The following is a 12,792-nucleotide window of genomic DNA, read 5'->3' on the forward strand; positions in this document are numbered from 1 at the left end:
GATGGACGCCCGACACCGCTTCGCGCAGCAGATGACGCGGAAGCGCGCTCGTACAATGGATCAATCATGACTATCCCGCGCAGTGAACCGACGATCATCACATCGTCGTCGGCAGCAACCGACCTCGACGGGCGCCAGCGCTCCTACGAGGTGCGCACCTTCGGGTGCCAGATGAACGTCCACGACTCCGAGCGCCTTTCGGGGTCGTTGGAGAGCGCGGGCTACATCCGTGCCGACGAGGGCGCCGAGGCCGATGTGGTCATCATCAACACCTGCGCCGTGCGCGACAATGCGGCGGGCAAGCTCTACGGCACCCTCGGCCAGCTCGCGGCGGTCAAGAGGCGCAAAGGCGGGATGCAGATCGCCGTGGGGGGCTGCCTCGCACAGATGGACAAGCAGGCGGTGCTCGACAAGGCACCCTGGGTGGATGTCGTCTTCGGCACCCACAACATGGGGTCGCTCCCCGGACTCCTCGAGCGGGCACGCCACAACGGCGAGGCCGAGCTGGAGATCCTGGAGTCGCTCGAGGTCTTCCCGTCGACGCTGCCGACCAAACGGGACTCGGCGCACAGCGGCTGGGTCTCGATCTCGGTCGGCTGCAACAACACCTGCACGTTCTGCATCGTGCCCAGCCTGCGCGGCAAGGAGAAGGATCGCCGCCCTGGCGACATCCTCAACGAGATCCGCCTGCTCGTCGAGGACGGCGCGATCGAAGTCACCCTGCTGGGGCAGAACGTCAATTCCTACGGTGTCGAGTTCGGTGATCGACAGGCCTTCGGCAAGCTTCTGCGGGCGGTGGGGGAGATCGAGGGTCTCGAACGCATCCGTTTCACGAGTCCGCACCCGGCAGCGTTCACCGACGACGTGATCGACGCGATGGCCGAGACGGCGAGCGTGATGCCGCAGCTGCACATGCCTCTGCAGTCCGGGAGCGACCGGATCCTGAAGGCGATGCGTCGCTCCTATCGGAGCGAGCGCTTCCTCGGCATCCTGGATCGCGTGCGCGAACGCATTCCGAACGCCGCGATCACAACCGACATCATCGTCGGCTTCCCGGGGGAGACCGACGAGGACTTCGAAGACACGATGCGGGTGGTCGAACAGGCGCGGTTCGCCAGTGCGTTCACGTTCCAGTACTCGATCCGCGAGGGCACCCCGGCGGCGACCATGGAGGACCAGGTCCCGAAAGCGATCGTCCAGGAGCGCTACAACCGTCTTCTCGCACTGCAGGAGCGCATCTCGTTGGAGGAGAACCAGAAGCAGGTCGGCCGCGAGATCGAGGTGCTCGTCTCCACAGGCGAGGGCAAGAAGGACGCGGCGACCCACCGACTGACCGGTCGTGCGGAGGACAACCGGCTCGTCCACTTCGAGGTGACACCGGGTTCTGCGGTACCGCGCCCCGGCGACGCCGTCACCGTGACGATCACGCACGCGGCGCCGTTCCATCTGCTCGCCGACGATCCGACGGCTATGCCGCTGCGTATCCGGCGCACCAGGGGAGGCGACGCGTGGGATCGCTCGCAGTCCGATTCGTGCGCCGTTCCCGCTCCCTCGGGTGACGGTGCACCTCGCGCGGTCTCGCTGGGGCTGCCCACCCTGCGTGTCGGCGTGTGACCGAAGAGAACGCCGTCTCCTCGCCGTCGGCGCCGCGCCTGTGGGCGATCGTCGGCGCGACGGGTACAGGTAAGAGCGACCTCGCTCTCGATCTCGCCGAGGCGCTGCGGGCGCGCGGCAATCCGACCGAGATCGTGAACGCGGACGCCATGCAGCTGTATCGCGGTATGGACATCGGCACGGCGAAGCTCGCGCCGGCAGATCGCAGAGGCGTACCGCACCATCTGCTCGACGTCCGCGATGTAGACCAAGAAGCCGCCGTCGCGTGGTACCAGCCCCTGGCGCGCGCGGCGGTCGCGGACATCCAGCACCGCGGCGGAGACGCCATCCTCGTGGGGGGCTCCGGCCTGTACGTCTCCAGCGTCGTGTACGACTTCGCGTTCCCGCCGAGGGATCCGGAGATCCGCGAGCGGCTGGAACGTGAACTGGACGCGCACGGCACCGGACCTCTGCTCGCACGCTTGCGGGTGATGGACCCGGCTACCGCAGATCGGGTCGACCCGAAGAACGGACGAAGGGTCATCAGGGCGCTGGAGGTGCTCGAACAGGGGCAGCGGACCCATGGCGCAGCGTTGCCCGACAAGCCCGTGCTCTGGCATCCCGACACCCGTGTGATCGGCCTCCATGTGCCACGGGACGAGCTCGTCCGCCGCCTCGACGAGCGAGTCGTGCGGATGTGGGATGCCGGCCTCGTGGAGGAGGTCGAAGGGCTCGGCGCTCAGGGACGGGAGCTCGGAGCGACCTCGAGTCGTGCCATCGGTTACGCGCAGGCGCTGGCTCAGATCGAAGGCCGCCTCACCCGCGGCGAGGCGATCGCCGAGACGCAGGCGCTCACCCGCAGGTACGCCCGTCGCCAGGTGTCCTGGTTCAAGCGCTACGCGGATCTGACCTGGCATGAGCCCCCGGTCCACGTCGAGGCGCTTGTCGCCGACTGAGGCTCGGCAGCACTGACCGTCGAGATCTCACCTCCGCAATGTCGGCAGGTGGTGAGACGCTGGAGACATGACGACCCACTTCTACACGGCATCGAGCCTGGACGGCTTCATCGCGACGTCGGAGCACTCTCTCGACTGGCTCCTGAAACAGGACGTCGATCAAGACGGTCCCATGGCCTACCCCGAATTCGAGAAGAGGATCGGCGCACTGGCCATGGGATCCTCGACCTACGACTGGGTCATGCAGCACGACGAGGGACAGTGGGGCTACACGCAGCCGACGTGGGTCTTCACTCACCGAGCGCTCACGGTTCCCGAAGGGGCGGACATCCGGAGAGCCGAGGGCGACGTCACATCGGTGCACGCAGCCATGATCGAGGCTGCCGACGGCCGCGACCTCTGGGTCGTGGGCGGCGGCGACCTCGCCGGACAGTTCGCCGATGCCGGGCTTCTCGACGAGGTGTGGGTGCAGTACGCGCCCGTCACCCTCGGGTCGGGGGCGCCGTTGCTCCCGCGCTCCCTCGACCTCGAGCTGCTCGATGTGGCGCGCAACGGCAGCTTCATGTGCGGTCGCTATCGCGTCGTGGGCACGCGCGCCGTCGCCGGCGCGTAGACGCTCTCCCTAGACTGGGTTGATGGTCGCATTCACCAAGGGGCACGGCACCGGCAACGACTTCATCATCATCGCCGACCCCGACGGCACGCTCGAGCTGACTGCCGAACAGGTCGCGGTCCTCTGCGATCGCCACTTCGGCATCGGAGCAGACGGAATCCTCAGGGTCGTGCGGTCGTCAGCGATCCCGGAGGGCCGAGCAGCCCTCGACGAAGAACCGGATGCCGAGTGGTTCATGGACTACCGGAACGCCGACGGTTCGATCGCCGAGATGTGCGGGAACGGCATCCGCGTCTTCGCCCACTACCTCGTGCGGTCCGGGCTGGCGACCATCGAGCACGGCTCGACGCTGCCCATCGGAACACGAGCCGGCGTTCGGGACGTCACGCGCAGTGAGACCGGCTACCAGGTGGATCTCGGCCTCTGGAAGCTGTCCGGCGACGATCCGCTGGTTCGGGCCGACGGACTCCCCGTGACCCGGCCAGGACTCGGCATCGATGTCGGCAATCCGCACGTCGTCGTCGCGTTGGCCTCGGATGCGGAGCTGGCATCCGTCGAGCTGCACCGCGCTCCCGACCTGGAGCCGATGCTCCCAGCCGGCGCGAATGTGGAGTTCGTCGTGCCCGGCGAGCCGCTGGTGCGCGACGGCATCGGTCACGTCCGCATGCGGGTCTCCGAGCGTGGCGTCGGCGAGACTCTGAGCTGTGGCACAGGAGTCGCAGCGACGGCACTCGCTGTGCGGTATTGGGCGGGGGAGAAGGCGCCCTCCCACTGGCGCGTCGAGGTACCAGGCGGCACGCTCGGTGTGCGCATGTTCGCGGCCGAAGACGGAGAGCACGTCGCTCTGTCCGGTCCCGCTCAGCTGGTCTTCAGCGGCGACGTCGAGCTCATCTGACGACGGCCGCGCCCTCGGTCACTCCGAGGGGACGGCCAGCGAGATCGGCTCGGTCGGGGGTGTTCCGTGCTTGCGGACCTTGAGCACACGGTACCCCTTGGCCGTCGCCGTCCGATACACGCTGAAACCGGGGTGGAACGTCGCGCCGATCCAGCGCTGCAGCGAGTCCGCACCGAGGTTGCGCTGCACGACGAGCCAGGCGTCGCTGCGGTCGTCCAGCCGGGGAATCCACTTCTCCAGAAGGCCGTGCAGCTCGTTCTTGCCCACGCGGATCGGCGGATTGGACCGGATCGTCCGGAAGGTCACATCCGCGGGAACATCATCGGGCAGCGATGCGTTGACATTGGTGAGGCCAAGTGCGGCGGCATTCCTGCGCACGAGGTCGAGCGCCCTCTCGTTGACATCGACCGCCCAGACGGTCGCATGCGGAGCAGCGAGGGCCATCGACAGCGTGATGGGTCCCCACCCGCTTCCGAGGTCGAGAAGGTTGCCTCCCGGCGGTACGGGAGGCATGTTCGAGAGAAGGACGGCGGTTCCGGCATCCAACCGATCCGGGCTGAAGACGCCACCCGCGGTGGTGACTTCCAGCTCACGGCCTGCGAGCGACACACGAATCGAACGCAGATTCTCAGGACTCGCCGGGGCCGCAGTGAAGTAGTGGTCTGACCCCATACCGCGAGCGTAGCGGACACCGCGGGTAAGGTTAAGGCTCGCAACAAACCCAGAGACAAGGACCGGATGACGGAAACCACCACACACTCCACCGACGACGAGGCTGTCGAGCGCGTGCTCGCGAATTCCGAGAAGCGCACGGAGCCGCGCGTGTTCGGGGCAGCCCAGGCGCTGCAGGACGAGTCCACCGCCACGCACGCGTCGTCCGATGGAGAGCAATGGGATCTCGAAGATCGCCACGCCCTTCGCAGGGTGGGTGGTCTGTCGACCGAGCTCGAAGACGTCACCGAAGTCGAGTACCGGCAGCTGCGGCTGGAGAACGTGGTGCTCGTGGGCGTCTATCCCCAGGGGGCGCAGGAGGACGCAGAGAACTCGCTGCGCGAGCTCGCTGCTTTGGCTGAGACGGCAGGAGCGGTGGTTCTCGACGGCGTGCTCCAGCGCCGCCCTCACCCGGACGCGGCCACATACATCGGCCGGGGCAAGGCCCAGGAGCTGAAGGACATCGTCGCTGCGACCGGAGCCGACACCGTCATCGCCGACACCGAGCTTGCGCCCAGCCAGCGGCGCGCACTCGAGGACGTCGTCAAGGTGAAGGTCATCGACCGCACCACGGTCATCCTCGACATCTTCAGCCAGCACGCGAAGAGCCGCGAGGGCAAGGCCCAGGTCGAACTGGCTCAGCTCGAATACCTCCTCCCGCGGTTGCGTGGCTGGGGTGACTCGATGAGCCGTCAGGCCGGTGGGCAGGTCGGCGCCGGAGGCGCGGGCATGGGCTCGCGTGGTCCTGGTGAGACCAAGATCGAGCTCGACCGTCGCCGCATCCGTACGAAGATGGCGCTGTTGCGCCGGCAGATCCGTGACTTCGGTCCGGCGCGCGAGGCGAAGCGTGCGGAGCGCCGGCGGAACACCATCCCGTCGGTCGCGATCGCCGGCTACACCAATGCGGGCAAGTCGAGCCTGCTCAACGCGCTGACCAGCGCCGGGGTGCTCGTCGAGAATGCCCTGTTCGCGACGCTCGACGCCACCGTGCGGCGGTCCGAGACGGCTGACGGACGCGTCTACACCCTCACCGACACCGTCGGCTTCGTACGCAATCTGCCGCATCAGCTGGTCGAGGCGTTCCGGTCCACTCTCGAGGAGGTCGGCGACGCCGACGTCGTGCTTCACGTCGTCGACGGATCCCACCCCGATCCGGCCGGTCAGCTGCAGACGGTGCGAGACGTCATGGGCGATGTGGGTGTGCGGGACATGCCCGAGCTGGTCGTCTTCAACAAGGCAGACCTCATCGATCCCGATGAGCGCCTCGTACTCCGCGGCCTCGAGCCGTCGGCCCATTTCGTGTCATCGCGATCGGGTGAGGGCGTCGAGGAGCTGCGGGCAGCGATCGAAGAGGCCCTTCCGAAGCCCGCGGTCGAGGTGCACGCGGTGGTTCCGTATGACCGGGGAGACCTGGTGGCCGCCATCCATGAGACCGGGATGCTGTTGTCGGTCGAGCATCGCGAGGACGGCACCCTGGTGCATGCCCGTGTGTCCGAGAGGCTCGCGGCCGATCTCGCTCCGTTCGCCGCGGCGAACTGACGCTCAGCGGGCGACGAAGCGCGCCTCGACGGTCGCGGAGATGACGATCTCCTCCGGCTCGTACTCCATCGCGGCGTCAGAGGTGGGCGAGGCAGCGAGCATCGCGCCCCGAGATTTCGTCATCCCCGCGAAAGCCTGGTTCGGCGCGGGGGCGATGAGTCCGACGTCGGCGATCTCGACGGGGGTCACCTCGTGGAGCCCGAGGGCGGCCGCGTACGCCTGAGCGCGCGCGACGGCCACCGAGACGGCCTGCGCGGCGACGTCGCGTTCCACACGCGCGGTGGTCTCGGGCGTGAGGTGCCAGTCGACCCACCCGACCTCGACGCCGTCCCACGACGAGATGTCGGAGACCCACATCGACAGATCGGACACGTCGGTGAAGGTCGCGCTCAGATCGATGCCGGCATAGTACACGGGGGCGAGTCGCTTGCCCTCGTTGTTCCACGGGCGCTCGGCGCGCACCGAGAGCCGCTTGCTCGACCAATCGACGACCGAGCCACCGGCCCTGCGGTCGGCGATGCTCTCTCGTACCGGCTCGGCGAGCCGCATCGTCAGCTCGACCACCGCCGCGCGCTCGGGTCCGTCGGCGCGGACGGACACACGGACGGTCGCGCGTTCGGGGGTGATGCGGGCCTCGTGCTCGCCGCGTACGGTGACGGTGACTTCGCTCATGCCGCGACTCTACGCCAGCGTCAGGACATCGCGGGAATGGCGTCGGCGCCGAGGACGTTGTAGTCTGAGATGCTCGGGCGCTCCGGTTCCCGAGATGGTAATTCCACAGAGTGACAGCGGCTCCTTCGAGAGAAGGACCACGGGGCTGATCGGTTTCGACAGCGCCTGTGAATCCACGAGAAGCGGGCCGAGGATGCAGAGTTATCTCGTAAACGCTCTCTGCAAAAACATAGTTGCCGAAACCAAGCGCAACGACTTCGCCCTCGCTGCCTAAGCGAGCCCGATAGTCCGTCAGGCCGTACGTGATTCCGGTACGGATCCTGGCGTCATCTAGGAATCTTGCTGTGTGACGGCGTCTGGACGTCACATGGGACTCTTGCCAGGCTGGGCTCGTCGACTTAGGTGTCTGTGACAAAGGTCGGAGCCGAGTAGAACGTCTTCACAGACTGCGCCCGGAGAAGGCGTGGAGACTCAGCGTTGGACGGGGGTTCGATTCCCCCCAGCTCCACCAGGTCGCTGTCACAAGCAAAGAGGCCCGCCTCCCTAGTAATCACTAGGGAGGCGGGCCTTTTTTGCGTTGTGGATAACTCGTCAGGCGGCGAGCCCTGCCCACACTTTGCCCACATCTGCTGCTGTCGCGCGCTCGTCGAGCCGGTTCGCGACGTCGTCGAGGTCGTCGTCGAAGAGGTCGGCGTAGGTGTCGAGGGTCATGGCTGCGGACTTGTGGCCGAGCATCCGCTGCACCGCCTTGACGTGTGCGCCCGAGCTGATCGCGAGCGACGCGGCCGTGTGGCGTAGGTCGTGTGGGGTGAGCCGCTCGATCCTCGCCTCGTCGGTGGCGCGTGAGAACCAGGAGCCGGCGCCCTCGCTCGTCTTCGCCCGGCGGAGGAAGTTGCCGCTCGCGTCGCCGAACACGAGATCGCCCTTCGACTTGCCGGCGCACTGTCGCTCGAGCGCGGCCGCGAGGAAGGCCGGGAATGGGACGGTGCGCTTCTCCCAGGACTTCGGGGCGCCGACCTCGATCACGCCGTCGACCTCGACCGCGGCACGGTTCACGTGCACGCGCCGGCGCAGCATGTTGATGTCGGAGACGCGCAGCCCGATCGCCTCGCTCCATCGCAGCCCGCAGTACGCGAGCACGAGGGTGAGCGTCGCCAGCGTGTGGTCGTGCGTCGCGGCCGCGAGCCGGACGACCTCGGCATCCGTGAGGTACCGGCGTTCCTTCTGCGAGATCTTCTTCGGCAGGTTCCGCGCGCCCCGTGCGGGGTTCTTCGAGATCCGGCGATCGCGGACGGCGACGTCAAGGATCCCGGCGAGTACTCCGAGCGCCCGCAGCACCACGGTCGCCGACCGCGGCCCGGTCGTGTTGCGCCGGACGCGCTGCCGATCGGTGACGGCCGTGCCGGCGCTCATCTCTGAGATCCAGGACTCGACGGCCGACGGCTTGATGTCGCCGACCGGGGTCGCACCCCATCGCGGCTTCACGTGGACGTTCCACGACGTCTCGAGCGAGTGGTACGACGAGGGCTTCAGGCCCTTCTTGGTGAGCAGCCAGGCGTCGCCGAGCGCGCCGACGTCGACGCGCGAGTCCTTCGGGTCGAAGTACTCGCCGGTCGCCTTCGACACAGTGACCGAGGCGAGGAACAGCTCAGCGTCTTTCTTCGTGCGGAAGCCGCGCTTGTCGGTCTGCGACTTGTCCGGCTTCCGGTAGCGCACCCGGTAGCGGCGTCCCTGCGCGGTGTCGTACGGCGTGATCGATCCGGCCATGGTCAGGCGACCTCGACGCGGTGAGCGAATTGGCCGGCGCCCATCCTCGGGTCGACATAGACGGCGGTGTCCGTGCGCAGGAGCGTACTGCGGTAGACGACCACGAGCTCGTCGGGCACGTTGAGGTCGATCGCCATCGACGTCACGTGGCCGTCGCGGTGGCGCTCGGCCTCGGCATAGGCCTCGGGCGTGATGAGCGTCTGCGCGGCCCAGATGTTCGCGGCTGCCTCTTGCCGCTTCCGGATGAGGCCGAAGTCGGTGGGCAGGTGCCCGAGTACGTGGTGCCCGATCTCGTGGCACATGACGCCGCGGAGGATGCGGCCGCGCATCCCGGGCGTCAGGTCGATGTGGTTGTTGCCCGGCGCGTACCCGCTCCGGTGTATGCCGCGGCGCTCTCTGACCGTGAGGCCGAGATCAGCTGCGAGGTTCCATACGTCCATGCGGTACCCCCTCGGTGGGCATGGTTATGCGTTGTCGAAGTCCGCGTCGTGGCCGGCGGGGAACTCGTCGATCGACTCATTGGCGACCAAGTCGTAATCCTGCTGGTGACGTGCGACATTCTCCGCGCGCTGCATCAGCTCGACCTCGGAGACACCGAGCGCTTTCGCGATTGCCGAGATATCCCAGACGTTGAGGATGACGCGGCGGCCGGTCTTCGTGTTGCCGCCGTCGAGGCGGTCGGACATGTACTGCGACGACTTGCCGATGAGGCGCCCGAGCGCGCGCGACGAGAGCGACTGGCGTCCCATCTCCGCCTTGATCTCGGACACGAGAGCAGCTGCGAAGCGCTCGGCGAACTCGGTTTCGGTCATGAGCCCATCATGGCAGACTGCATGAATTTTGCACAAGCTGCATGACGAGGTTGACAGTGCATGAACATCCATGCGACGTTAACTGCATGGAACTTCATGCATCTACTCCCGAGGATGCGAACACCGCTCGACGCTTCGCCGATGAAGTCCGCGGCGAACTCGCTCGGCAGCGTCGCACCGCCGCGGAACTCGCTCTCGCGATCGGCACTTCTCAGCACACCATCGGCCGTCGGCTGAGCGGCGCGAAGCCGTTCAACGCCGTCGAGATGGTCCTCGCCGCACGCTTCTTGGGCATCGGACTTCCGGTGCTCTGGGAGCGGGCGACGGCCCCTCAGCCTGCCGAGGTGGCGTCGTGACCGCGTCGCACCTCGCGCCGTCGTCGTGCTTCATCTGCGGTCGCGCACCGCACGAGCCGCTCAGCGATGAGGACGGCACGCACGCCTACTGGTCGAACGCTGACGCAGACGCGGAAGCGGCCGAGCACGACCGTCAGGTCGTTGCAGCTGGCGGTCCGACCTATCCGAGCATGACCGACGTCGAGACCCTCGACCCCCGAGAGGCGGTGTACTCGTGAGCAACGTCACCCCGATCAAGCCCCGGCCGGTCACCGAGACCCCGCGCTACCTTTCGCCCGAGCAGGTCTGCGAGCTCGTCCCCGGGATGACGGTCGCGAACCTCAAGGACCTCCGCGCGTCGGGGAAGGGCCCGCGCTACAGCAAGCCGACCGGCGACCGCGGTCACGTCACCCTCTACCGCGAGGTCGACGTCGTCGCCTGGGTCGAGGCGGCGTTCGTGAAGACGCGGGATCAGTCATGACTTCCGGATCGTGGGGATCCGGAGAGCCCACTGGGGAGCGGGCGGAGGTGGACCGGGGCTCCGCTGGGGCGGCAGCTCCGGCCACCGGCTCCGCCCGGATCGTCATCGGCATGGCGGCGCTGAACCTCACCATCCTCTGCGTGGTGCTGGCCTGCTTCGCCGGCGTCGCCAACGGGCTTCTCGTCCTCGCCACCATCTTCGCCGCGGTGTTCGCGTGGGCCGCCGGCGCGTTCACCAGGAGCTTCTGGGACTAGACCACCGCGCGGCATCCGCACCTCTCACTCATCCATTCATCAGGAGTCACCATGTCAAGCACCACTGTCGTCCGCGTCGATCCGAAGACCTTGCTCGTCGGGCCCAACGTCCGCAAGGAGGTCACCCTCCGCCCGGAGTTCGTCGCCTCCATCCGTGAGCACGGCGTCCTCGTGCCGATCCTCGCCCAAGAGACCACCGACGGCCTCGAGGTCGTCGACGGCCAGATGCGCACCCTCGCCGCCGTCGACGTCGAACTCGCCGACGTGCCCGTGTTCGTGCAGCCGCCGACCGCCGACGAGGCCGCGCGCATCGTCGAGCAGATCGTCGTCAACGAGGACCGCGCCGGGCTCACCATGCCCGACCACGTCGCGGCGATCGCGCAGCTCGCCCTCGACTTCAAGATGCCGGCCGCGGAGATCTCGAAGCGCACCGGCGCGAGCAAGGACGCAATCGCCGCCGTCGTCACCACCTCGAAGTCAAAGGCCGCCACGGCCGCGGTTGGCCGCGAGGGCATCACTCTCGGGATCGCTGCGCAGATGGCCGAGGCCGAGCTGACCGAGGAAGAGATCGAGCGCGTCGCCCGGCAGGGCTACAACAAGGACTACGCGGTGCGGCAGATCGTCGCCGAACGCAAGGCCGCCGCCGAGGTCGCCCGCCTCACTGAGAAGGTGCAGGCCGACGGTGTCCTGATCGCTTCCAAGCCCTCGCTCGGCGAGTACAACGCGACCGAGAAAAACAAGCACCGGTATCTCGGCGACCTGGTCGACGCGACCACCGGCAAGAAGGTCACCACCGTCAACCACAAGACGTGCGCCGGCCATGCCGCATTCGTCGGCGTTCGCGGGTACGGCAACGCCGTCGAGGTTCACTACCTGTGCACCGACCCATCGAAGCACGGCCACCGCGACGCGAACCGCGCAACCCCCGTCAAGCTCACCGCAGCCGAGCGCGCCCGCAAGGAGATCGAGAAGCAGCGCACCGCCGCCTGGCCGACCGCGACCGAGGTCCGCCTGGAGTGGGTGCGCGAGCAGCTGCTCGCACGCCGCACCGCCCCCGCCGGATGGGAGCTGCTCGCCGTCCACGACTTCGCGCAGCGTCACCAGCGCACCTGGCAGTCCGGGGCCCGACCCGCGCTCGCGCTCTTGCAGCGCCCCGCCGCCGACAACGACTGGGGCACCGAGAAGACCATCGCCGACTGGGCGGCCGAGAAGCCGATCAACGGATGGCGCGCGGCGCTCGCACTGATCATCGCCCGCCATGAGGAAGAGATCGCGACGAAGGCCAGCTGGTCGAAGGCGTCCGCGACGTACCTGCAACTGCTCGCCTCGTGGGGCTACGAGCTCAGCGAGGTCGAGCAGGGCGTCATCGATGACGCAGCAGCCACCGCCGTCGCCGACGCGAAGGCCGCAGCATGAACCGCCTGCAGGTGCGCCGCCCGGCCACGCTGCGACGTCGCCCGCTGCGCGCTCGTCGGCTTGCTGTCGTGCACGACGAGCCGATGGAGTACTCGACGCAGCGTCCCGCACCCCGGTGGCTCGTCATCGGCACCGGAGCGCTCGGCGCTGGCGTGATCGTCGAACTGCTCGTCGGCCTGGTGGTGATGTACGCATGATCGCTGTCGGCCTGGACCCGTCGCTCACCTGCACCGGTGTGGCGATCGCCAACGGCTCCGAGATCACCACCCGCCGAGTGATGTCGCCGAACCTCGGCAAGAGCCTGCTCTCTCGCCGCAACCGGATCCGTCGCGCGGTCGAGGGCATCCTCGCCCCGATCCCGGCGCGTGTCGATGTGAGCGTGATCGAGGTGCCGCATTCGCGCCAGCAGTTCGGCGCGCAGAACGAGCGCATCGCTCTCTACTGGTTCCTCGTCGACCAGCTGCTCGCCCGCGGGCCTGTGGTCGAGGTTGCCCCGTCGCAGCGCGCGAAGCTCGCCACCGGCAACGGGCGCGGGACGAAGGACGACGTGGTCGCGGTCACCCGTGCTGCGTTCCCCGAGGCCCAGATCCCGGACGACAACGTCGCCGACGCGATCGCCCTCATGTGGGCCGGCGCCCGCTGGGCCGGCGACGAGACGCCCACCTACCTCCCCGGCCAGGAGGAAGCGTTCGCGCGCCTCGCCTGGCCGATCCGCTCCACGACACCGACCCACTGAGAGGAACTCACC

At 67.9% G+C, this 12,792-nt stretch carries 17 protein-coding genes and 1 other RNA gene; 13 read left to right on the plus strand and 5 right to left on the minus strand.

Annotated features, from left to right (window positions below; translation table 11 throughout):
- Nucleotides 1-66 precede the first annotated feature (66 nt).
- The 4 genes from miaB to dapF all read left to right on the plus strand — a co-directional run bounded on the left by miaB (nt 67) and on the right by dapF (nt 4,057).
- Nucleotides 67-1,614, plus strand: coding sequence for a tRNA (N6-isopentenyl adenosine(37)-C2)-methylthiotransferase MiaB (gene miaB, locus BN2660_RS12550; RefSeq protein ID WP_091232474.1), 1,548 nt, complete (start codon nt 67-69; stop codon nt 1,612-1,614).
- Nucleotides 1,611-2,549, plus strand: coding sequence for a tRNA (adenosine(37)-N6)-dimethylallyltransferase MiaA (miaA, locus tag BN2660_RS12555; RefSeq protein WP_091232482.1), 939 nt, complete (start codon nt 1,611-1,613; stop codon nt 2,547-2,549). The genes miaB and miaA overlap by 4 nt, the downstream gene beginning before the upstream one ends.
- A 67-nt stretch (nt 2,550-2,616) precedes the next feature.
- Nucleotides 2,617-3,162, plus strand: a complete 546-nt coding sequence (locus BN2660_RS12560; RefSeq protein WP_091232485.1) for a dihydrofolate reductase family protein — start codon at nt 2,617-2,619, stop codon at nt 3,160-3,162.
- A gap of 22 nt (nt 3,163-3,184) precedes the next feature.
- Nucleotides 3,185-4,057, plus strand: a complete 873-nt coding sequence (gene dapF, locus BN2660_RS12565) for a diaminopimelate epimerase (protein ID WP_091232488.1) — start codon at nt 3,185-3,187, stop codon at nt 4,055-4,057.
- Between the two features lie 18 nt (nt 4,058-4,075).
- Here dapF and BN2660_RS12570 read toward each other — a convergent pair whose 3' ends face one another.
- Nucleotides 4,076-4,729: a class I SAM-dependent methyltransferase gene (locus BN2660_RS12570; protein ID WP_091232491.1), complete on the minus strand. Its 654-nt coding sequence runs from the start codon at nt 4,727-4,729 to the stop codon at nt 4,076-4,078.
- Nucleotides 4,730-4,795: 66 nt separating this feature from the next.
- On the opposite strand from BN2660_RS12570, the gene hflX reads away from it, so the two are divergent.
- A complete protein-coding gene (hflX, locus tag BN2660_RS12575) occupies nt 4,796-6,307 on the plus strand; it encodes a GTPase HflX (protein WP_091232494.1) in 1,512 nt (503 codons plus the stop codon).
- Between the two features lie 3 nt (nt 6,308-6,310).
- Here the strand turns inward: hflX and BN2660_RS12580 are convergent, their stop codons facing one another.
- Nucleotides 6,311-6,979 carry an SIMPL domain-containing protein gene (locus tag BN2660_RS12580; protein WP_091232497.1) on the minus strand — a complete coding sequence of 223 codons (669 nt, stop codon included), beginning with the start codon at nt 6,977-6,979 and terminating at the stop codon, nt 6,311-6,313.
- Nucleotides 6,980-7,120: 141 nt separating this feature from the next.
- Between BN2660_RS12580 and ssrA the strand changes: the two genes are divergently transcribed.
- Nucleotides 7,121-7,490: a transfer-messenger RNA gene (ssrA, locus tag BN2660_RS12585) on the plus strand.
- Between the two features lie 80 nt (nt 7,491-7,570).
- On the opposite strand, the gene BN2660_RS12590 is transcribed toward ssrA, so the two are convergent.
- The 3 genes from BN2660_RS12590 to BN2660_RS12600 are packed head-to-tail and all read right to left on the minus strand — an operon-like array spanning nt 7,571 to nt 9,558.
- Complete coding sequence (locus BN2660_RS12590) at nt 7,571-8,746, minus strand: site-specific integrase (protein ID WP_091232501.1); 1,176 nt, start codon at nt 8,744-8,746, stop codon at nt 7,571-7,573.
- Between the two features lie 2 nt (nt 8,747-8,748).
- Nucleotides 8,749-9,186, minus strand: a complete 438-nt coding sequence (locus BN2660_RS12595) for an ImmA/IrrE family metallo-endopeptidase (protein WP_091232504.1) — start codon at nt 9,184-9,186, stop codon at nt 8,749-8,751.
- Nucleotides 9,187-9,210: 24 nt separating this feature from the next.
- Nucleotides 9,211-9,558, minus strand: a complete 348-nt coding sequence (locus BN2660_RS12600) for a hypothetical protein (RefSeq protein ID WP_091232507.1) — start codon at nt 9,556-9,558, stop codon at nt 9,211-9,213.
- Nucleotides 9,559-9,644: 86 nt separating this feature from the next.
- Here BN2660_RS12600 and BN2660_RS12605 point away from each other — a divergent pair, with 86 nt between their 5' ends.
- Genes BN2660_RS12605 through BN2660_RS12635 form a run of 7 tightly spaced genes read left to right on the plus strand, consistent with a single transcriptional unit; the run spans nt 9,645 to nt 12,780 of the window.
- The gene (locus BN2660_RS12605) at nt 9,645-9,914 is read left to right on the plus strand and encodes a hypothetical protein (protein WP_091232510.1); all 270 of its coding nucleotides are present in this window, start codon (nt 9,645-9,647) and stop codon (nt 9,912-9,914) included.
- The gene (locus tag BN2660_RS12610; protein WP_091232514.1) at nt 9,911-10,132 is read left to right on the plus strand and encodes a hypothetical protein; all 222 of its coding nucleotides are present in this window, start codon (nt 9,911-9,913) and stop codon (nt 10,130-10,132) included. Before BN2660_RS12605 ends, BN2660_RS12610 begins: the two co-directional genes overlap by 4 nt.
- A complete protein-coding gene (locus BN2660_RS12615; RefSeq protein WP_091232518.1) occupies nt 10,129-10,374 on the plus strand; it encodes a helix-turn-helix transcriptional regulator in 246 nt (81 codons plus the stop codon). Before BN2660_RS12610 ends, BN2660_RS12615 begins: the two co-directional genes overlap by 4 nt.
- Nucleotides 10,371-10,628 carry a hypothetical protein gene (locus tag BN2660_RS12620; protein WP_141651292.1) on the plus strand — a complete coding sequence of 86 codons (258 nt, stop codon included), beginning with the start codon at nt 10,371-10,373 and terminating at the stop codon, nt 10,626-10,628. The genes BN2660_RS12615 and BN2660_RS12620 overlap by 4 nt, the downstream gene beginning before the upstream one ends.
- A gap of 51 nt (nt 10,629-10,679) precedes the next feature.
- A complete protein-coding gene (locus BN2660_RS12625) occupies nt 10,680-12,044 on the plus strand; it encodes a ParB/RepB/Spo0J family partition protein (RefSeq protein ID WP_091232525.1) in 1,365 nt (454 codons plus the stop codon).
- The gene (locus BN2660_RS12630; protein ID WP_091232527.1) at nt 12,041-12,241 is read left to right on the plus strand and encodes a hypothetical protein; all 201 of its coding nucleotides are present in this window, start codon (nt 12,041-12,043) and stop codon (nt 12,239-12,241) included. The genes BN2660_RS12625 and BN2660_RS12630 overlap by 4 nt, the downstream gene beginning before the upstream one ends.
- Nucleotides 12,238-12,780 carry a RuvC family protein gene (locus BN2660_RS12635; protein ID WP_091232528.1) on the plus strand — a complete coding sequence of 181 codons (543 nt, stop codon included), beginning with the start codon at nt 12,238-12,240 and terminating at the stop codon, nt 12,778-12,780. Before BN2660_RS12630 ends, BN2660_RS12635 begins: the two co-directional genes overlap by 4 nt.
- Nucleotides 12,781-12,792 lie beyond the last annotated feature (12 nt).

The sequence above is a fragment of the Microbacterium sp. 3J1 genome, assembly GCF_001049495.1.
In the GTDB taxonomy this organism is placed as follows: domain Bacteria; phylum Actinomycetota; class Actinomycetes; order Actinomycetales; family Microbacteriaceae; genus Microbacterium.